Annotated in this window: 30 protein-coding genes; 1 reads left to right on the top strand and 29 read right to left on the bottom strand. The window is 70.4% G+C overall.

The features are described from left to right. Window position 1: 1 nt before the first annotated feature. The 5 genes from M1P99_RS12925 to M1P99_RS12905 all read right to left on the bottom strand — a co-directional run bounded on the left by M1P99_RS12925 (window position 2) and on the right by M1P99_RS12905 (window position 4,075). On the bottom strand, window positions 2-1,510 hold the full coding sequence (locus M1P99_RS12925; RefSeq protein WP_304452899.1) for a terminase large subunit: 1,509 nt from the start codon (window positions 1,508-1,510) through the stop codon (window positions 2-4). Next, window positions 1,431-1,703, bottom strand: coding sequence for a hypothetical protein (locus tag M1P99_RS12920; protein WP_304452898.1), 273 nt, complete (start codon window positions 1,701-1,703; stop codon window positions 1,431-1,433). The genes M1P99_RS12925 and M1P99_RS12920 overlap by 80 nt, the downstream gene beginning before the upstream one ends. A 189-nt stretch (window positions 1,704-1,892) precedes the next feature. Next, a complete protein-coding gene (locus M1P99_RS12915; RefSeq protein WP_304452897.1) occupies window positions 1,893-2,195 on the bottom strand; it encodes an HNH endonuclease in 303 nt (100 codons plus the stop codon). Between the two features lie 805 nt (window positions 2,196-3,000). After that, window positions 3,001-3,216, bottom strand: coding sequence for a hypothetical protein (locus M1P99_RS12910; RefSeq protein WP_304452896.1), 216 nt, complete (start codon window positions 3,214-3,216; stop codon window positions 3,001-3,003). Window positions 3,217-3,271: 55 nt separating this feature from the next. Further along, on the bottom strand, window positions 3,272-4,075 hold the full coding sequence (locus M1P99_RS12905) for a hypothetical protein (RefSeq protein WP_304452895.1): 804 nt from the start codon (window positions 4,073-4,075) through the stop codon (window positions 3,272-3,274). A gap of 84 nt (window positions 4,076-4,159) precedes the next feature. Between M1P99_RS12905 and M1P99_RS12900 the strand changes: the two genes are divergently transcribed. After that, the gene (locus M1P99_RS12900) at window positions 4,160-4,963 is read left to right on the top strand and encodes a hypothetical protein (protein ID WP_304452894.1); all 804 of its coding nucleotides are present in this window, start codon (window positions 4,160-4,162) and stop codon (window positions 4,961-4,963) included. A 36-nt stretch (window positions 4,964-4,999) separates the two neighbouring features. On the opposite strand, the gene M1P99_RS12895 is transcribed toward M1P99_RS12900, so the two are convergent. The 24 genes from M1P99_RS12895 to M1P99_RS12780 all read right to left on the bottom strand — a co-directional run bounded on the left by M1P99_RS12895 (window position 5,000) and on the right by M1P99_RS12780 (window position 15,971). Further along, entirely contained in the window at window positions 5,000-5,458 is a 459-nt protein-coding gene (locus M1P99_RS12895) for a hypothetical protein (RefSeq protein WP_304452893.1), read from the bottom strand. Next, window positions 5,455-6,141, bottom strand: a complete 687-nt coding sequence (locus tag M1P99_RS12890; protein WP_304452892.1) for a hypothetical protein — start codon at window positions 6,139-6,141, stop codon at window positions 5,455-5,457. Before M1P99_RS12890 ends, M1P99_RS12895 begins: the two co-directional genes overlap by 4 nt. Window positions 6,142-6,280: 139 nt before the next feature. Then, window positions 6,281-6,634 (bottom strand): hypothetical protein, encoded by a 354-nt coding sequence (locus tag M1P99_RS12885; protein ID WP_304452891.1) that lies wholly within the window; start codon window positions 6,632-6,634, stop codon window positions 6,281-6,283. Continuing rightward, window positions 6,631-6,975, bottom strand: a complete 345-nt coding sequence (locus M1P99_RS12880) for a hypothetical protein (RefSeq protein ID WP_304452890.1) — start codon at window positions 6,973-6,975, stop codon at window positions 6,631-6,633. Before M1P99_RS12880 ends, M1P99_RS12885 begins: the two co-directional genes overlap by 4 nt. A 378-nt stretch (window positions 6,976-7,353) precedes the next feature. Further along, on the bottom strand, window positions 7,354-7,938 hold the full coding sequence (locus M1P99_RS12875) for a hypothetical protein (RefSeq protein ID WP_304452889.1): 585 nt from the start codon (window positions 7,936-7,938) through the stop codon (window positions 7,354-7,356). After that, complete coding sequence (locus M1P99_RS12870) at window positions 7,935-8,324, bottom strand: hypothetical protein (protein ID WP_304452888.1); 390 nt, start codon at window positions 8,322-8,324, stop codon at window positions 7,935-7,937. Before M1P99_RS12870 ends, M1P99_RS12875 begins: the two co-directional genes overlap by 4 nt. Further along, entirely contained in the window at window positions 8,321-8,533 is a 213-nt protein-coding gene (locus M1P99_RS12865) for a hypothetical protein (protein WP_304452887.1), read from the bottom strand. Before M1P99_RS12865 ends, M1P99_RS12870 begins: the two co-directional genes overlap by 4 nt. Then, the gene (locus M1P99_RS12860) at window positions 8,530-9,279 is read right to left on the bottom strand and encodes a hypothetical protein (RefSeq protein WP_304452886.1); all 750 of its coding nucleotides are present in this window, start codon (window positions 9,277-9,279) and stop codon (window positions 8,530-8,532) included. The genes M1P99_RS12865 and M1P99_RS12860 overlap by 4 nt, the downstream gene beginning before the upstream one ends. Continuing rightward, window positions 9,276-9,446 carry a hypothetical protein gene (locus tag M1P99_RS12855; RefSeq protein WP_304452885.1) on the bottom strand — a complete coding sequence of 57 codons (171 nt, stop codon included), beginning with the start codon at window positions 9,444-9,446 and terminating at the stop codon, window positions 9,276-9,278. Before M1P99_RS12855 ends, M1P99_RS12860 begins: the two co-directional genes overlap by 4 nt. After that, the gene (locus M1P99_RS12850) at window positions 9,439-9,789 is read right to left on the bottom strand and encodes a hypothetical protein (RefSeq protein WP_304452884.1); all 351 of its coding nucleotides are present in this window, start codon (window positions 9,787-9,789) and stop codon (window positions 9,439-9,441) included. Before M1P99_RS12850 ends, M1P99_RS12855 begins: the two co-directional genes overlap by 8 nt. Next, window positions 9,786-9,959, bottom strand: coding sequence for a hypothetical protein (locus M1P99_RS12845; RefSeq protein WP_304452883.1), 174 nt, complete (start codon window positions 9,957-9,959; stop codon window positions 9,786-9,788). Before M1P99_RS12845 ends, M1P99_RS12850 begins: the two co-directional genes overlap by 4 nt. Then, window positions 9,956-10,351: a hypothetical protein gene (locus M1P99_RS12840; RefSeq protein ID WP_304452882.1), complete on the bottom strand. Its 396-nt coding sequence runs from the start codon at window positions 10,349-10,351 to the stop codon at window positions 9,956-9,958. Before M1P99_RS12840 ends, M1P99_RS12845 begins: the two co-directional genes overlap by 4 nt. Beyond that, entirely contained in the window at window positions 10,348-10,668 is a 321-nt protein-coding gene (locus M1P99_RS12835) for a hypothetical protein (protein WP_304452881.1), read from the bottom strand. Before M1P99_RS12835 ends, M1P99_RS12840 begins: the two co-directional genes overlap by 4 nt. Next, window positions 10,665-11,795 (bottom strand): hypothetical protein, encoded by a 1,131-nt coding sequence (locus M1P99_RS12830; protein ID WP_304452880.1) that lies wholly within the window; start codon window positions 11,793-11,795, stop codon window positions 10,665-10,667. Before M1P99_RS12830 ends, M1P99_RS12835 begins: the two co-directional genes overlap by 4 nt. Further along, on the bottom strand, window positions 11,792-11,989 hold the full coding sequence (locus tag M1P99_RS12825; RefSeq protein ID WP_304452879.1) for a hypothetical protein: 198 nt from the start codon (window positions 11,987-11,989) through the stop codon (window positions 11,792-11,794). The genes M1P99_RS12830 and M1P99_RS12825 overlap by 4 nt, the downstream gene beginning before the upstream one ends. Next, complete coding sequence (locus tag M1P99_RS12820) at window positions 11,986-12,474, bottom strand: hypothetical protein (protein WP_304452878.1); 489 nt, start codon at window positions 12,472-12,474, stop codon at window positions 11,986-11,988. Before M1P99_RS12820 ends, M1P99_RS12825 begins: the two co-directional genes overlap by 4 nt. A 7-nt stretch (window positions 12,475-12,481) precedes the next feature. Next, window positions 12,482-12,766 carry a hypothetical protein gene (locus M1P99_RS12815; protein ID WP_304452877.1) on the bottom strand — a complete coding sequence of 95 codons (285 nt, stop codon included), beginning with the start codon at window positions 12,764-12,766 and terminating at the stop codon, window positions 12,482-12,484. A gap of 100 nt (window positions 12,767-12,866) precedes the next feature. Continuing rightward, window positions 12,867-13,508, bottom strand: a complete 642-nt coding sequence (locus M1P99_RS12810) for a hypothetical protein (protein ID WP_304452876.1) — start codon at window positions 13,506-13,508, stop codon at window positions 12,867-12,869. A gap of 20 nt (window positions 13,509-13,528) precedes the next feature. After that, entirely contained in the window at window positions 13,529-13,912 is a 384-nt protein-coding gene (locus tag M1P99_RS12805) for a hypothetical protein (RefSeq protein ID WP_304452875.1), read from the bottom strand. Continuing rightward, window positions 13,909-14,736: a hypothetical protein gene (locus M1P99_RS12800; RefSeq protein WP_304452874.1), complete on the bottom strand. Its 828-nt coding sequence runs from the start codon at window positions 14,734-14,736 to the stop codon at window positions 13,909-13,911. Before M1P99_RS12800 ends, M1P99_RS12805 begins: the two co-directional genes overlap by 4 nt. Continuing rightward, window positions 14,736-15,023, bottom strand: coding sequence for a hypothetical protein (locus M1P99_RS12795; protein ID WP_304452873.1), 288 nt, complete (start codon window positions 15,021-15,023; stop codon window positions 14,736-14,738). Before M1P99_RS12795 ends, M1P99_RS12800 begins: the two co-directional genes overlap by 1 nt. Then, the gene (locus M1P99_RS12790; RefSeq protein WP_304452872.1) at window positions 15,020-15,430 is read right to left on the bottom strand and encodes a hypothetical protein; all 411 of its coding nucleotides are present in this window, start codon (window positions 15,428-15,430) and stop codon (window positions 15,020-15,022) included. The genes M1P99_RS12795 and M1P99_RS12790 overlap by 4 nt, the downstream gene beginning before the upstream one ends. Next, a complete protein-coding gene (locus M1P99_RS12785; RefSeq protein WP_304452871.1) occupies window positions 15,427-15,750 on the bottom strand; it encodes a hypothetical protein in 324 nt (107 codons plus the stop codon). The genes M1P99_RS12790 and M1P99_RS12785 overlap by 4 nt, the downstream gene beginning before the upstream one ends. Next, the gene (locus M1P99_RS12780; protein WP_369696584.1) at window positions 15,747-15,971 is read right to left on the bottom strand and encodes a helix-turn-helix domain-containing protein; all 225 of its coding nucleotides are present in this window, start codon (window positions 15,969-15,971) and stop codon (window positions 15,747-15,749) included. The genes M1P99_RS12785 and M1P99_RS12780 overlap by 4 nt, the downstream gene beginning before the upstream one ends. Window positions 15,972-16,021 lie beyond the last annotated feature (50 nt).

The raw sequence follows: 16,021 nt of genomic DNA, 5'->3' as shown, positions 1-16,021 counted from the left end.
GTCAGTTCCCCACCAGAGCGAATGGCGCGTTGGGCTTCTTGAACCCCCACTTGCGGTAGCCCCACAGTGCCTGGGAGGCGGCGACGAGCGGGCAGATGTCCGCGGACAGGGTGTCGCGGCCCCACACGAACGCGCCGTCCTTGCCGACCTTCTGCTTGACGGCGGACGCCATCGCGGTGGTGAGCGGGGCCTGCCCGATGTGGCGGACCGTGGACCGCCAGGTGGGGGGCGCCGTGGCCGGGCGCACGCAGCCGTCGACGAGTCCTCCGGCCGCCGCCGCGCGCTCACCCATCGACGCTTTGATCACCTTGATGTCCTTCGCTTCCAGGTCGGGGATCAGCGCTGCGGCCGGGCCGAAGTTGCCCACGACCACGGCGCACGGCTTCCACTTCTTCACCAGGTCCACCATTCGGGGCACCATCCATGTCACGCCGGGCAGGTGCGCGATGATCTCCACGTGGTAGAGGCCGTCCGGCCGCGCGCCGGCGACGCCGATCGCGCCCATGCTGCGCTCGGGGTTGACGTCGAGGGAGAAGCAGACGGGGTTGCGCGGGTTGGACAGCGGGTCGGTCAGGTCCGTCCACGCCTGCTCCTCCATGACCTGCCAGCCGGTGCCCGTGGTCGGGTAGTTGCCGACGCCCAAGACCTCGCGGGCGAACGCCCGGCGGGACAGGGCCGTGTACTGGCCGCGCGTTTTCTCCTCCGACAGGCGGATCCCGAACCCGGGGTTGGCCTTGGCCCACGTCACCGGGTCCGCGGGGTCGTCGTGCTGGTCGCACTCGGCCGGGCACCAGTCGGTGTGCGGGTCGGCCAGCCACTCGAAGTACGCGAGCCGCTCGTGGTCGCCGTCGATGGCCCGCTTGCGTACGCCCGCGATCACGTCGCAGGGCGCCAGGTCCTTGTCGGGGGCCGACGTGGTGTAGATGACTTGCGGGTTCTCACGGGCCTGGAGGGTGGGAAGGAGCGCGGCCATGTGGTCGTCGCTCAGGTTGTAGGCCTCATCCAGGATCACGCGGTCGCCGGACAGGCCGCGGCCGCCGCCGCCCGTGCGGGTGGTGAAGCGGATCTTGCGGCCGTCCTTCAGCAGGACGCCCTCCTCTCCCTTGGAGAGGATGACCTGCGCGACCCGGGTCTTCAGCTGGCGATTGCGGTTGATCAGACCGACCAGGCGGTTGAAGGCCGCCTTCGAGGTTCGGAATTCGTGCGCGCTGTGGATGATCTCGCCCTCTTCCCACACGAACAGGGCGGCGAGTTCGATGGCCTCCAGGATCGCGCCCTTGCCGTTCTGCCGGGGCACCAGCAGGGCGACCTCGAACGCCGCCCACTGTCCGTCGGGGCGTTCGCCGAGCGCGTCCTCCAGGACGAGCTTCTGCCAGGGGTCGAGGATCAGCCCGCACGAGGCGGCGATGTCGATGGCGTCCTGGCCGGCGCTACTCGGCGCCGGCGGCGCCACCCGGATCTGCGGCACCTGCGCGCCGAGCAGCCCGACGCTTGGCGAGGTCGTCGACAACGTCTGCCTCCTCGCCGGTGTCCAGGGCTTCGAGCTCGGCCAGGATCAGGCGGAGCTGGGTGGTGAGGCCGACCGCTTCCCGGTCGGCGGCGCCCGGCAGGCGCCGGCCGATCTCCGTGCGGAGCGCCTCCAGGGACGCCCGCCGGTCCCCGCCCGCGAGGACCTCGGGAAGGGGCTCGCGGTCGTCGCTCATGGGGCCCTCGCCAAATTTCACGTCAGGGAGAAAAGCGGTCAGGTAGGGGGCGGGGTCAGCCGTGGTCACAACCCGTGACAACCCCTCCCCCTGTCTGTGCAGGTCACAGGGGTGCGGTGTGTGGTGCGTGACAGTGTGTGCCCGCCCGTGTCCCCCCGTGCCGGGTGGCCTGCGGCGACGCGTTCGCGGTCACCAGTTGCGGCTGTTCACCTGCTGGGCCGGTGCGCTGTCCGCGCGGTTGCCGCGCGCGGAGTTGCATCGGCGGTGCGCCTCGCGGTGGTTCGCGGGATCCAGTGCGGAGCCACCTTGTGAGAGCGGTGTGAGGTGGTCGAGGGTCCAAGCGTCTGCGTGGTTCGGCGCGACGGCGGTGAGCTGCATGTCGATCGCGCCACCGCAGCGCCAGCAGAGGTTGGAGCCTTCGCGCTTGAGCTTGGCCTTGGCGCGGGCGAGCGGGCGACCGGAGCGGCCGCGTCGGTACTCCAGCGAGTCCACTGCTGCTCTGCCTTCCTGGCCCCGGTGTGTGTGCCCTGCCGGCTGGTGGTGTGCGAGCAGAGCAGCGGTTGGGCCGTGGGGTGCTGGGGCGGTGGGTTCCCGTGGTGGGTCCGGGTGTGGGGGTGGGCCGTGCGCGGGTGTGCCCCGAAGCGTGGGCCTGGGCCCGGATGGTGCCCACCCCGTGAACGGGCGCCCCTGTGCCTTGGCGGCCCCTGATATGGGACGGCCCCCAGGATCCAGCAGGGCCCCGTGCTGAGCAGGCCCCCGTGTGTGGGCGGAGCCACCCCGGGCCGCCAGCCACGACCGGCCCGGGGTGCTCGACGCCATCCCCGCCGCCCGACGGGGAGTTGGACCCAGCCCGCACCCATGAGCGCGTGCACGTCCACCTGCTCAGGACAGTGCGGGTGTGGGCTGGGAGTGTGTGCCCCGCCCTCCAGGAGGCCGCCGGTGGGGGCGGTGGGCGGGGCCATACCCGGCGCGGCGGGACGCCGACGGGGTTGTGGTGCCGGGTACGAGACGAGGGCCCGCTGTGTGCCGGGGCGGGCCAGCCCGGCCGGGGCGCGACTCCCGGTTCTGCGCGGGTGAGACAGAGGGCCCGGCGCCACCACGGAGGGGTTGTGGTGGGGCCGGGCGGGCCGGGCCGGTGGAGGTGCCGCGGGGTGTGTGTTCCGCACGGTGGCGGGCCACGGGGATGGGACTTACCGCTCCAGCTTCCCGGGGGCATGAGTAACGCCCGGGGCCGCGGGGGCCGTCGGGCGTTGGGGTACATGGGTTCGACTCTGTGATCAGAGTAGGACACGCGAGGTCAAGCAGGCAAGCGGGCGCCTGGTCTTCCTGGGTTGCGGCGGGCGCGTTGAGCGGCCTCGGCCTCGAACAGGGCGTGGGCGTTGACGTGGCCGAATCGGAGCTGGAGATGTCCGTCGGCGATCCACCGGTTGATGGTGCGGACGCTGACCCCGGCTTCCTCGGCGGCTTCGCCCTTGGTGTACCAGCGGTGGCGCGGGTCGGTGTGGTCGAGCATCACGACTCCCCTCATCCAGCAGGGCAGCCTACCCGCTGCGGATGAGGGGACCCCCTCACGACGGTGTGTCCTCAGGCTGTGTAGGCGGCTGGGTTGGGGGTGCGGGATCGATGGGGGTGGCCGATTCCCAGAGGTCCTCGCAGAGTTCTCGGAAGGTGCGTTGAATCTCTTCCGAGGGTGTGACGATGGCGGTCATGACCTTGCCCACGCCGTTGATCGACCCGCCGATCATGCTCAGCCGGCCGCCCTCGTCGAGGATGAAGCGGTCGTGCAACCTGGGGTCCTCCGTGTGCCTGATCTCCGGAGGGTCCGCGTCTTGGAGCTGGTGAAGCGCGTATCCCAGAAGGTCGTTCTCGGGACGGCGACGGGTACTGTTTTTGCTGCTGAGGAGGATTCGCTTGACCGTCGTTGAGTCACAGACCGTCTTGAGCATCTCGGTCTTGAAGTAGGGGTCCACGATCATCCCCGCGCCCGCTGCATGGATTCGTCCGATGAGGTTGACGATCGACAGGGGGTTGTCAGGGTCGAGGGCTACATCGACCACGTCCTCCTCACCTTGGTCTGCGTGGGCCTTGAGCACGGCCAGCCCCAGAGGGGTGAGTTCCACTCCGTCCGGCCCGTCGATAGTCCACCCAACGGCATCCAGGTACGCGGCGACTGGCTCAGGTTCGGCGGTCCTGACCTCGGCCCAGCCTGCGCGCCGCAGACTGCGGAGCCCGGCCAAACCGTACTGTGCGGCCTTCGGGGGCTGTTGGTGAGCGAACGCGTCCACCTCCCATTCCCGTAGCAGTCCTCCGTTGGCTGTGACTGCTCGGATGTAGCGGAGTGTCCGGATCACGTGCGGAGGGGCGATGTCCATGGTGCGAGTCTTCCAGAAGTCTCAGCACGCACTCGGCAGGTTCGAACAGCCCCGAAGCCGGTTCAGGGGCATTACGGTGCTTCCATGACGAATCCAGCCACGTCTCTCGCTGACCTGCTCACTTCCTGGAACGTCCCTCAAGGAGGGAACGTGGCCAAGGCCCGTGGCGCCCGCAAAGGCGTCGGTTTGGCCTTCTGGCGAACACAGGTCCAGGCGGTCGAGCTACTCGCTGAGGTTGATCGGAACATCGACGCCTTGGAGCACATGGGCGAGAACGTTTCCCACCTCCGCGACGATCTCCCGAAGCTCTACCAGGCGGTCTTCGGCTTCAATCCTCCGTGGAGGAACCCTCACAATCAGGGGGTGTCATCACCCGTACCAGCGGCGCCGCTTGAGAGCGTGAACATGCTGCGCACCCTGGGGATCCTCATCGACCGCTACCTCTCCCACGCCATCGAGCCCGCCGCGTCCGAACAGCTTCTCCTGTTGCTAGATGACGCCGTCCGGTTGGTCACCGCACTCGACACCGACGACAGGACCAAGCACTACCTGTTCGACCTCATCTCGGACGCTCGGAGAGCCGTCAGTGAGGCGGAGCTGTTCGGTGCTGCGCGGGTCAGGTCGACGTACATGGCTCTGACCACAGAGCTGAACGCACAGGCCGTTGCCGCGGAAGCGAAGACTCCGGGATCCGGAGTCGGGCAGAAGATCTTCGCCTGGGTTGGCGCCACCATGATGGCCTTGGGGGCCGCCTTTGGAACCGACGTCGGCAAGGGGGCTGCTGACTGGGTGATCGGCCAGGCTGCTGAGTTGCAGCAGATCGCGCCGCCCGAGGACACGGGCATCGTCGATGCGGAGATCGTCGACGACGATCCCAAGGAGAGTTGAGGGGCGCCACCCCTGGCCGGAACCCAGCGCCCACTCTCACTGGCGGTGGTCGTGCCGGGTCCGGTCGGCCATGTACCGGTCGACTTCCGCCATGGTGGGCTCGCCCGATCGGCGCGGGGCGAACTCTTCCCGGATGGCGTCGAGCGACCGGGGACCGCGGCGCCGACGGTGGTGCGCGAGAGGCGGTGCACTGTCGAGGTCGACGATCCGGGCCTCCCACTCTTCTGCGGTCAGGGAGACCTCGCGGACGGCGCCGGAGAACTCGTAGATGGTGACGTCTGCGTCCTCTCCGAGGCGGGTGTAAGCGACCGGGAGTGCGCGCAGGGGCCGAATGACGTCGTCGCGTTTGAAGAAGGTGGCGGTGTCCTCCTGGGGTGGCCGGTAGTAGACGATGTCGGGGGTCACGTCGGCGCGGAACTCCTCGTCATCAAGGGGACCGTCGACAAAGCGGACCCGGGTGCCGTCCGGGCCTCCGATGCGGTCGATCTTCTTCATGGTGTCCACCTCATCGCGTCCGTGGTGGGCACAGGGCCTGTCTGGGTGTCGGCAGGGATCGGCGTGCCGTGCGGGATGTCCAGGTGGGGCAGGAGTGCGCGCACCATGTCCACGAGCCTGGGCAGGGCGATCTGCGGGTGGGTGTCCAGTCCTGCGCGAAGGGCATCGGGGACGTGGTCGCCTGCGATGGCGAGTAGGGCGGGCGTCAGCCGTTTCATGTCGGAGCGCAGTGGCCTGTTCTCGTTGATGCGGTCAGCGAGGGTGAGCGCCTCCCACGGGTCGTCGGCGCCGCCGGTGGCGTGGATGTGGTGGGCGACGAGCCGAACGGCGTGGTCGGCGGGCCGGATGATGGTGTGCATGGGTTCCCCGAGGTCGACGATCCGCGGCTCCCACTCCTCCGCGGACATGAAGACCTCACCGGCGGGCCCGGCGTACTCGCCGGCGTACTCGTAGACGGTGACCCCTGAATCGACCCCGAGGCGCCGGTAGGCGACCACGGGCCTCCGCGAGGGCGTCAGGGCCTGCGGGCGGCCGAAGTCGGTGGTGTCGGTCGTCTCGGGCTCTCGGTAGTAGACGATGCCCGGGGTCTGGTCGGCGTTGATCGTCTCGGATTCCAGAGGGCCGCCGACGAAGCGAACCGGAGTGACAGTCTCCCAGGGTGCGGCGCCCGCGATGTGCTTCATGGCCTCCAGACCTCCTGGTAGTCGGGGTGGACCGGTTCTGGCATGAGGACCGCCGCGCCGGGCGGGACGCGGTCGGACACGACCATGTGGAAACCGAACGGGCCGGACCGGGGAAGCCCGCTCGCGCGCCCGGAGCCGCTCATGAGCTTGTCCCCTTGGTCTCTCGGGGCTTCTTCTGGAGGTCGGAGGCGAACCCGACCAGGCCGAAGGCAGCCACGATCGCGCACACCACGGCGCCGGCGATCCACCAGCCGCCCAGGGCCCAGAGCTGCCACGCGCCGGCGCCGAACCCGGCAGCGAGGACGGCGCCGAGGGCGATGCCTGCCCAGTCGCGGCGGATATCGAACCTCTGTTCGATTTCTCGGACCGTTTCCGGGTCGTGCTCGCCGAGGTGGGCGCGGTGGACTTCGAGGCCGGAGGCTTCCAGGGCGCGGACGGCGCGGGCCTTAGTGATGTTGTCGGCGTTCTCGATCTTGATCCACAGGTGGGTCACGGGGTGGGCCTTCCGGTGTTCAGGAGCGGCGTCAGGGGCACCTTTGGGATGGTGCCGGTGGCTCCGGCGTCGCGCATGGCGGCGACGATGTCGGGGTCTTCTCGCCAGATCGGGGTGATGTCGCGGTGGTGGCCGCGGGCCAAGCCGTTGAGGGCGTAGGTGCGCAGCCAGCGGCGGAAGTAGATCGCGCCGCGGTCGTGGACGACGTACCCGCTGGGCACAGTGAGGGGCCACCGGTCTCCGGCGGCTTCGAGGCGGCGCCGGGTGATGCGGGTGCCGCGCGGGTCGCGCACGTGGATGAGGGCGCGGCCGACTCGGGCGAGGGCGGCTCGGATGCTCATGCGGTCCTCCAATCGTTCGGGGGCCGGGCGGCTCCGGGCCTCCGGGGGGCGGGGTTGAGCGGTCGCCCGTCGGCGTCGGCCCATGCTCGCCGGTTCGCGGGGAGCTGGGTGTCGCAGCCTGGGCAGAGCCAGGCGAGGGTATCGCCGGTGACGACGGATTCGACGGGGACGGCGTCGGTGTGCGCGCACCGGCCGGGGTTGGCCGGGCGGTCCTGGCGGTCAGCGAACGCCGGGTGCCGAACGGACGGCCCGTCGGCGGGTGGCCACAGCAGCGGGCCCTGGCCGGGGCCCGGGAGGATGCCGCCCCAGGTGTACCGTTCACGCTCGAAGGCGCGGCGGAACTCGGCGATGGCTGGCTCGCTGACGCGCTTGTCGAAGCTAATGAGGGAGCTCCCGGAGACGAAGGTGCGGCGCGGGGCCGCTTTCCGGGTGCGGCGGCCGATGGCCATGGCGGCGGCGCCTCCGGCGAGCACCAGCGGCGCCGCCAGGAACAGCCACGGCAGGAAGCCGAAGGCGAGGCAGAGTCCGAGGGTGAGCGCTGCTCCTGCTGTGCACCCGGCCACCCACGTGCCGTACCAGGTCACCGTTCGTCGCCCCTTCTGCTACGCGCTCCCGGCGGTTCTTGATCCAGGTGCGCACTTCGAGGATGTCCACGATGATCTGCAGGGCCGTGAAGACGTACACCAGGGGCCTGGGGCCCAGGACCACCCACATGGGGATGAGGGCGGTGTTGCCGATCACGAGCAGGGCGCGGTCGAGGACGCGCGGGGTGAGGGGTGTCCACCGGGTGAGCGCGTAGTAGGCGGCGGGTGCGGCCAGTGCCGCGGCGAAGAAGAGGACGGCCTTGGTGCCGTGGTCGCGGATCGTCGTCGCCCATAGTGCGATGGCGAGCGTGGTGAGCAGGACCAGCACGGCGAGGTAGACCGCGGCCAACCGCCGGCGCCGGGTGCGCAGCGTCGTCATGGCCGTCCCCTGCTTTCTCGTGCCGCGGCCAGGAGCGCGTCGGCGTGTTCGCCGCTGATCGGTTCGTCGTTGAGGTAGGCGGCCCACATGCCCGGCACCTTCCGTGGGGTGCCGGGCCGGATGCCAGGGCTGATCTGTTCCCCGCACAGTCGGCACTCCAGGTGGTCGAACTGGTGTTCCTCCTCGCAGTCCGGGCACCAGTACGGTTCGTCCATCACCGTGACGAGGGTGGGGTAGTGGTCGCCTTCGCCGGGGTGGTAGCGGTGCTCGTGGCCGTGCTGGTCGGTGTAGACCCAGTTCGGGTCGGGTTCGGCCGCGACGGTGACGTCAACGAAGTCGCGTTCGATGCGTAGTTCGCCCTCGGGCGTAGGCACGATGGTGCTCATGACGTGGCCTCTCCGAGGTTGATGCCGCCGCGGCCGTTGGTGGTGTCCCAGCTTCGGCCGCAGCGCTGGCAGACCACGCCGAGCGGGTAGCTGTCGCCGCCCACGGTGTGGATGTCGTCGACCCTGAGGTTGTGGCCGTCTGCGCGGCACTCGCGGTAGTTGAGCTCCCGCTTGGCTTCGGACAGCGTGTAGGTCGGTTCTGCGCTCATGAGGTGACCTGCTTTCCCTGCTCGGCGACGTGGGCGTCGTAGTCGGTGGTCGTCATGACCCGGCCGCAGGAGGGGTTCTCGCAGCGGATGAGGTCGCGGTCCTCTTCGTGGACGAGAGTGCGCCGGTCGCACCGCGGGCACGGGACCGGTTTGCGGCGGCCGGGCGGGCGGGCCTTGGCGAGGTGCTGCAGGACGCGCTGCCAGCGGAGCACCCCAATGCCGAAGGGGGCGCTGCCGTGGTTGTTGAGGATGTCGTCGAGGTGTTCGCGCAGCCAGGCGATAACGACGGTGCGGGCGGCGGCGCCGCGGGACCGCTCGGGGCGGGGCCCGTACTCGCGGGCTTCCCTCCAGTCAGCCTCGGTGGTGGCGAGGAACCCGTAGAGCTCGTCCAAGGTGTCGGCGGCCGGGGACGGGGAGGGCGCGGACTTGGATGCGCGGACCCGGTCGGAGTCGTCACCGCGGCCGCGGTGGCCGTCGGACTCGGCCGCGACCAGGGCGGCGAGGTTCTCCAGGTCGGCGAGGGCGACGCGGATCGCTCCGCGGCACCGGCCACACCACACGGGATCGCCGGACACCCACTCGATGTCAGGCTCGGCGGGGCGTTCGGGACGGTCGCCGCGGGTGTCGGGGTTGGCGGCTTCCCAGTCGGTGATCGCGGCCTGCCAGGCGTTGACGGCGTCCTCGTAGTCGTAGCGGGCCTGGCGGGCGCCACGGTTGCACGGGCCTTCGCAGTGGTGTGCGGTCATCGGCTTTCCCCTTCCTCGTCTTCGTCGAGGTCGTACGTGTCCCAGTGGATGGCGGCGAGTGGGTCGGCGACGTGCTGGGCGACGACGTGCCCGACGGTCATGGCGAGGGCTGCGGGCGGGCTGTCGGTCTTGAAGCTGAGCGTGACGCTCACACGGTGGTCAGCCATCGGCGTCTCCGATGCCGTTGCGGCGCTCCAGCTCGGCGATGTACCGGTCCTTCTCCTCCAGCTGGTGCCGCAGCTCGTGGTCGGTAAGCGGCGCACGGCCTGAGATGTTTCCGGTGAGTGCCCGCCATCCCAGGTAGAACGGCCAGACGAGGGCGATGCCCACCGCATCGGCTGCCGCGCTTTTCCGTCTGTCGTGGACGTACTTGTGCGGCGGGAGCTCGTGGCGGATGCGGTCTTCGATGTGTTCGTCCACCTGCCGGGTGACGTAGGCGGGCGCGATGATCCGGAACCCGTACCAGAGGTACGTGGCGAAGGCCGCGAGGATGGTGAGCAGGATGATCACGGGGTTCCCCCCTCGTCGGCCTCGTCCTTGGGCGGTCGAGGGCCGCCAGAGAGCATGGCCGCCACCAGATACAAGGCCTCCTCGCGGGTGAATCCTGCCTTGCGCAGGCCCATGTACTGCTCGTGGCAGGCGACGCCCACCTCGTTCATGTTCAGCGGGTTGTCGCTCACGCAGTCACCTCCGGGTCGATGCGGTAGCAGGCGGCGTCCGGCAGGCGCCGGTCCTCGGGGAGGTCGACCTGCCACGAGGCGTTGCCGTCGACGGCGACGAGGCCGCCTACCGGCCAGGTGGCCGGGGTTGGGTCCTGGCCCTCGGGGACCGCAATGCGGGTGAGGTCGTAGTCGATGAGGGTGAGGCCGCACCAGGCGCACCGCTGCCGCAGGTGCGGCGGGATATCGAGCAGAAGCCCGGCGATGTGCACGGTGCCGGGTTCGGTCGGCACCGTGGGACGGATGGCGGTGTTCTCGGAGGCGACCAGGTCGATGCGGGCGGAGCGCTTGAGCTCCCGGACGAACTGCGGCCAGACGTCCGCCAGGGCCTTCTTCATGTAGTCGCCGCTCATTCGGTGCCCTCCAGGTCGATGTCGTCGGCGGTGTCGCCGGTGAACTCGAAGCTCACGGCGCGCCACCCGGATGCCTCATCGAGGGCCCCGCGGATGACCGTGTAGCCGTGGTTCATGGCGATGAGGTCGACCTGCGGGAGTAGCCGGTCGTCGATGTAGCGCTCGCGCGGGGTCGCGCACGTGAGGCGCAGGACCCTGAGTTCTTCCATGAGGGCGCCGCAGGTGGCGCCGGCGACGAACGCGGCGTCGTTGAAGGGGCCGCCCTGGCTTGTGACGAGCACAAACGGCACGAGGAGTGTGTATTCGGAGTTGCTCACGGTCGCCTCCCGGCGCGTCGTGGGGTGATGGTCGCGGACAGGGTCCGCGGGTCGGGGCCGCGGCGGTGGTGGCGCCGGGGCCGGTGCTGGGGCCCGGCGGTGTACGCGGTCCACGGGCGAGGCCGGCGGTCGCGCCAGTCGAGGAGGACCTCACGCGAGTCGTTGGTGATGGTGACGGTGCGCGGGTCGACGGGCGCCCCGGGGTCCCAGCCGGGGACGAGGACGAAGTCGCTCCGGCGGGCTTCGTGGGCCGCACTCATGGCCCGGCCGAGGGCGCTCATGGCGGGCCTGATCCGGTCGAAGGCGTCCGCCATCGCCTCAGCCATCGGCCCCCAGGCCGCCCGAAGGTTCTCCCGGAAGACGTCCCGGTTGCTGGGCTCGGGCTCCCACGGCTCCCCGAGGGCGCGGGAGATCATCGAACGCTCGATGCAACTCCAGTCGACGGGGAGCGGAGTCCCTCGGTAGTACGTGAGCCAAGCGGCGATGACCTCGTCGGCAGTCTCTTCGGTGAGGCCGAGCGCTCGGCCGGTCAGGCGGAGCCGTTCGTTCCGTTGGCCGTTCCTGCGGCTGCGAACGAAGACCTCTCGTTGTATGTCCTCGGAGCGGACGCCGGCCTCGGAGAAGTGGATCTGCACTCTCCTCGTGGCGTGCCCGCCGACGTCGAGCAGTCGCTGGAGTTCGCGGACCCTGTGCGGGGTGAAGCGTGCGGCCTCGTCGAAGATGCACATGGTCGGGGAGATGCCGCGCATCCCGGCGGGCTGCTCGCCCTCGTCCTCGTTCTCCGGGGCGGTCTCGGGTTCGGGCCCGAGCATGAGCGGTCCCGAGACGTCGACGCCGGAGGTGTAGTCGTAGGTGCGGACCGTCATGGGCGAGGTCGGCCTGTCGGGGTCGATCTCGTCGATCATCGGCCGGATATGGTGGCCGTCGTCCTCGTCGTAGGCGCCGGGGCCGGGCTCCCACCGCGTGATCATCACGTTGCGATCGACGTTGATCGTGGTCGAGGCGACGTCGCCGACCTGCTTGCGCTCCCATTCCTGGAACGCGGCGTCGGACCAGTGCAGGTCTTCGGCGCGGCGGAGCGTCTCGGTGATCGTTCGCAGGGTCGCGGTGGCGTCGGTGTGCTTCACCGGTCACCTCCGGTCGTCGCTGAGACGATGCGGACGCCGGGCCGGATTTCCAGGGGCGTCTCGTAGGGCAGGTAGGCGCGGATGCGCACCTGGGTGCCTTCCGGGCCCGGAATGATCGCGAGGATCTCGGCGTCGTAGGGGTCGCCGCCGGGCTCGGTGATGGTGACGCGGTCACCGACCTTGATGGTGCTCATGGCTCGGTCACCTCCCCTGACGGGTCGCGCCGTGCGCCGATGGGTATCGCCGCCAGCGCCCTCGCGCGGGCAAGGCGTTCCGGCGTCATCCCGAACGGGCGGAACCGCCCGCAGAACGCGCACTCGCCGTGGGACTCGTACTCCGGGAGCGGTTCCGTGCACAGGCACGTGGCGTGGGCGTCGTGGATGCGGATGCAGTCGCCGTGGAACACGTGGATCTCACCGCGCCACCAGGGGGCCCGGGGGTGCCCGGGGTGCCCGGTGTTGACCGGGTCGGTCCGGCGGTGTCGGCCGCCGCACCACGCACACCGGGTGAGCAGGCGCCGTCGGAGGCTGATCAGCGGGAGGCAGCGGATCCGCCAGTGGTGGACGTGCCACCGCCATCCGGGGCGTGATGTGCAGGAGTGCCGTCCGGGGTCGGTGTCGACGTGCCAGACGTCGAGCAGGTTGCCGAGTCCGAAGGCGAGGGTCTTGGAGCCGCGCATCAGAGCATCACCTTCCGTTGTCTGGGGTGCCGGTGCCGCGCGGGATACCGAGCTGGTCGCAGCAGCCGTCACAGCGGGGCAGGCCCAGGCGGGAGAAGATGCCGGCCCACTGCCAGGTGTCGGTGGCGCTGCACGCGACGGCGGCCTGGATGCCTGCGTTGCGGAACTCCTCGACAGCGTCGGCGTTCTTCGGGTCGACCACGGCCCGAGGCAGCGCGTGCAGGGCGTCGTAGTTCGGGCCGGTGTACACCCACCAGTGGTCGTGGTTCTCGGCGGTCGGTTGTGCGGTCATGCGGTCTCTCCGATCGCGTCGACCGCGGCGAACGGCAGCGACGGGGCCAGGCCGGGCTCGGCGTAGCGGCCGATCAGGTCGGCCAGGCGGGTGAGCAAGGTCATGAGACCTCCAGGTCAAAGAGGGGTGCCTGCACGGCGGCAGGCTGCGGGGCCGGGCCGGTCGCCGCGGCGGGACGGTGCGGACGCGGGGCCGGCGCGGCCGTGGGCGGCTTCGCGGTCTCGCAGGAGCACGCGCACTCCCGGGGCGCCGTCCACACCAGGTAGCGAGAGCCCTCAGCCCAGAACAGGTCCGAGCCGTCGCTGTCGCGGATCCACGTCTCGTGCAAGCTCGGCCACGACCAGCCGGAGCAGCCGCCGTGGTATCCGCGGGCGCACCCGCCGCAGACGGGGGCAGCCAGGTGCAGGCACTCGTCCTGCCCCATGACGTGCGGTTGGAGAGAGCGGCGCCCCAGGCGCGGCCGGTGGACCTCCGCGAGCACCTGGTCGGCGACCTCGATCGGCATTCGCGATGGCATCCGGCGGGAGTTGCACTCCCAGCAGCTGCACGTCGGACGGCATGCGTGGCCGACGATCCACACGGGTATCCCGGCGAGCCGGGTCTCCGGCCGCGGGGCGCTGTCGGGGCTGTAGTCCTCGCGGCAGTCCTCGCACTGGGCCCACACGCAGGGGCACGAGCACGGGCACCAGTCCGGCCAGCCGGGCTCGCCTACGACGTGGCCGGCGAGAACCTGCTCTCGCACGACGCGGGCCTCCTCTGGGGTCATCGGAATGCACCGCCTCCCAGCCACGGGAGCGCTTCCTTGTCGAAGCCTTCGGGCGCGGCCTGGGCAGCGGGGTCGAAGGCGTGGGCAGCTTGGACGGCGCGCTGGAAGACGTCCCATCCGCGACCGAAGTAGCACCATCCGCCCTCGATGAGCATCGGGTGGCGGATGAAGGCGATGGTGACGCGCCAGTTGAAGAGCATCTCCATCAGCTCGACGCGGATCGGGTCGTTGTCGCGGATGTGCCAGACGCCGGGCACGGCGGTGGCGGTCACTATGAGGTCGCCGTTGGCACCGGGCACCGTCAGGGTGTCGCCTTCATTGGCCCGGTGGCGCAGCTCGAACAGTTGTTCGCGTGAGAGGCGATCGTCCAGAGTGGTCATGGCGATTCCTTCTCGGAGTGGTGGCCGACGTACTCGGTGCCGGAGACGAGGCCGGTTTGGGGCGTGAAGAACCCGTTGGGTGCCCAGCCCGCGGCGACGAACTTCGCGGCGGCGGGCGGCGGCAGCCAGTCCCTCCCGCGGTCGGGGTGGGACATCCACCCAGCCAGCGCGTCGGCGGTGGGGAACACGGGACTGATCGGGGAGCCCTCGGAGACGGTCTCCCAGAGCTGCCAGCCATCCCCCTCGGGCGGTCCGGTGCGCTCCCATTCCTCGTGGGCAGCACGCTGCTCGGGGGTGCCGACGTCGCCCTCGCCGCCGCAGGTGCGGCATTCGACGCGGATACCGAGCTGCTCGCAGCGGAACCGCACGAGGATCTTGTGGTTGATGGCGTCGTGGTGCAGGTTGTCGCCGAGCGTGCGCGCGCCGACCCGGTTGGCGGCGTTGACCTCCTCGGCCGTGCGCGGAACACTCACCCACTCCCAGTCGCGCGGGTTTTCCTCAGTCGGCTCGCGGCGGCGCAGCTCCCGAAACCGCCCCTGTGCCACGAGGTTGTCGACCTCGGCTTGGCCGAGCTTGTCGCACCAGGCGAGCCGGTCCGCGTGCTCGCGGGCACCGAGCCACGCCCCGGCGTGCACGATCTGGTGCGGGTAGAAGGTGTCGGTGATGGCGTGTGCCTCCGGGCTGTACCCGGTGGAGTAGCCCTTGCCGTAGTCGCAATCGGGGCATTCCGGAAGTTTGAGCTCCTCAGGCATGAGGAACCCCTTCCACACCTCGCCCTGCGGCCAGTCGAAGTCGACCGGCACTCGACGCACTTCACGTCCCATCAGGCACCTCCTCCAGGGGTCTGCTCGTAGTTGCCGCACCGGTACTGGTCGCGGATGGAGTAGTGGCCGCTCTCGTCTCGCGGTCCTTCGGTCCACTCGGCCGGCGTGCGACGGGACAGGGCGACCATCAGCAGCGGGCAGCCGGGGCCAGTCATCGCCTGACCGTCGACGTCATGCACGCAGGTCGCGCACCAGCGGGCCTCCCAGTCGAGGCCCTCGGTACCGTTCGAGAACGGCACCTGATCGCGAGCGCGGGCGAAGGCGTCGTCGTAGGTGGGGAGGGTCATGATCGGCTGCCCCTCTGGTCGATGTCGGCGACCCACGCGGCGCAGACGGCAGCGACCTGGATCAGCTCGGCGCGCAGCGTGGAGGCGTCGCTCTCGGCGAGGGCCTCGGCGACCTCTTCCAGGAGAACGGGGGCCCACTGGGTCCTCGGCGCGGGCGGCGACGGGATCAGATCCATGCCCGGAACCTCCATCCCCCGCCACCTACTCGCGTCCCGGACGTAGTCGTTGTGGCCCTTGAGCGCCTCGGCGAGTTCAGAGAACCGGACACCGAACACGGCGTGGTCGGGGCCAGTGCCGTCCGGGTGGTGTTGGTCGCCCCACGTGGCGAGCTGTCGCTGCCGTTCGGCGTCGACCTCGCGGACAAACGCGGCCAGGCCGGGCGTGGCGATCGGGGTCTGGTAGGTCACGGCTGCTCCTTCATGCCGGGCCGGCGCGCCATGGTGGCGTCGGTGGTACGGCGGACCCGGTCGGGCCAGCCGTCGGGGACGTCGCCGAACAGGTCGGGGTCCTTCACGTCAGCCACGGGGCGCGCCGGGGGATCCATGGGCCAGTCGTCGTAGGCGTCGTCCTCGCACGGGCAAGGGGTGCGGGCGTCGCGGATCTCCTCAGCCAGGGCGAGCGTGGCGTGCGCCGTGGCCATCTGCGCACGGGCCAGCGCCCACGCCGGGTCGGTCTCCTTCGGGGCCTCGGCGAGCTGCTGCTCGGCTGCCTCGCGGTGGCCGCTCACTCGGCACTCCCCTCAGCCATGGCCTCCAGGGCCTCGACGGCCACGATCGGGATGCGGTAGGCGCGACCGATGCGGACCGAGGCGATGGTGTCGGACTGGCACATCCGGTAGACGGTCATCTTCGACAGGCGCAGACGCTCGGCAACCTCCTCCACAGTGAGGAACGTCAACGACGAGGGCCGCTCGGCCGGGCGGCGCAGGTGCGGGGCCAGGACCCGCATGATCACGTCGAGCTGGTGGTCATCGACGGTGTGCGGCTCCAAGGCCGTGC

The sequence above is a fragment of the Nocardiopsis sp. YSL2 genome, assembly GCF_030555055.1.
GTDB lineage: Bacteria > Actinomycetota > Actinomycetes > Streptosporangiales > Streptosporangiaceae > Nocardiopsis.
The sequence above is the reverse complement of the archived record's forward strand: the minus strand, read 5'-3'. Positions and strand labels throughout refer to the sequence as shown.

Bases quoted from the DNA above. Each gene is read 5' to 3' on its own strand.
- M1P99_RS12920 (WP_304452898.1), bottom strand. From the start codon at position 1,703: ATGAGCGACGACCGCGAGCCCCTTCCCGAGGTCCTCGCGGGCGGGGAC.
- M1P99_RS12910 (WP_304452896.1), bottom strand. From the start codon at position 3,216: ATGCTCGACCACACCGACCCGCGCCACCGCTGGTACACCAAGGGCGAA.
- M1P99_RS12905 (WP_304452895.1), bottom strand. From the start codon at position 4,075: ATGGACATCGCCCCTCCGCACGTGATCCGGACACTCCGCTACATCCGA.
- M1P99_RS12900 (WP_304452894.1), top strand. From the start codon at position 4,160: ATGACGAATCCAGCCACGTCTCTCGCTGACCTGCTCACTTCCTGGAAC.
- M1P99_RS12895 (WP_304452893.1), bottom strand. From the start codon at position 5,458: ATGAAGAAGATCGACCGCATCGGAGGCCCGGACGGCACCCGGGTCCGC.
- M1P99_RS12890 (WP_304452892.1), bottom strand. From the start codon at position 6,141: ATGAAGCACATCGCGGGCGCCGCACCCTGGGAGACTGTCACTCCGGTT.
- M1P99_RS12880 (WP_304452890.1), bottom strand. From the start codon at position 6,975: ATGAGCATCCGAGCCGCCCTCGCCCGAGTCGGCCGCGCCCTCATCCAC.
- M1P99_RS12875 (WP_304452889.1), bottom strand. From the start codon at position 7,938: ATGACGACGCTGCGCACCCGGCGCCGGCGGTTGGCCGCGGTCTACCTC.
- M1P99_RS12870 (WP_304452888.1), bottom strand. From the start codon at position 8,324: ATGAGCACCATCGTGCCTACGCCCGAGGGCGAACTACGCATCGAACGC.
- M1P99_RS12865 (WP_304452887.1), bottom strand. From the start codon at position 8,533: ATGAGCGCAGAACCGACCTACACGCTGTCCGAAGCCAAGCGGGAGCTC.
- M1P99_RS12860 (WP_304452886.1), bottom strand. From the start codon at position 9,279: ATGACCGCACACCACTGCGAAGGCCCGTGCAACCGTGGCGCCCGCCAG.
- M1P99_RS12855 (WP_304452885.1), bottom strand. From the start codon at position 9,446: ATGGCTGACCACCGTGTGAGCGTCACGCTCAGCTTCAAGACCGACAGC.
- M1P99_RS12840 (WP_304452882.1), bottom strand. From the start codon at position 10,351: ATGAGCGGCGACTACATGAAGAAGGCCCTGGCGGACGTCTGGCCGCAG.
- M1P99_RS12825 (WP_304452879.1), bottom strand. From the start codon at position 11,989: ATGAGCACCATCAAGGTCGGTGACCGCGTCACCATCACCGAGCCCGGC.
- M1P99_RS12820 (WP_304452878.1), bottom strand. From the start codon at position 12,474: ATGCGCGGCTCCAAGACCCTCGCCTTCGGACTCGGCAACCTGCTCGAC.
- M1P99_RS12815 (WP_304452877.1), bottom strand. From the start codon at position 12,766: ATGACCGCACAACCGACCGCCGAGAACCACGACCACTGGTGGGTGTAC.
- M1P99_RS12805 (WP_304452875.1), bottom strand. From the start codon at position 13,912: ATGACCACTCTGGACGATCGCCTCTCACGCGAACAACTGTTCGAGCTG.
- M1P99_RS12800 (WP_304452874.1), bottom strand. From the start codon at position 14,736: ATGGGACGTGAAGTGCGTCGAGTGCCGGTCGACTTCGACTGGCCGCAG.
- M1P99_RS12795 (WP_304452873.1), bottom strand. From the start codon at position 15,023: ATGACCCTCCCCACCTACGACGACGCCTTCGCCCGCGCTCGCGATCAG.
- M1P99_RS12780 (WP_369696584.1), bottom strand. From the start codon at position 15,971: ATGCGGGTCCTGGCCCCGCACCTGCGCCGCCCGGCCGAGCGGCCCTCG.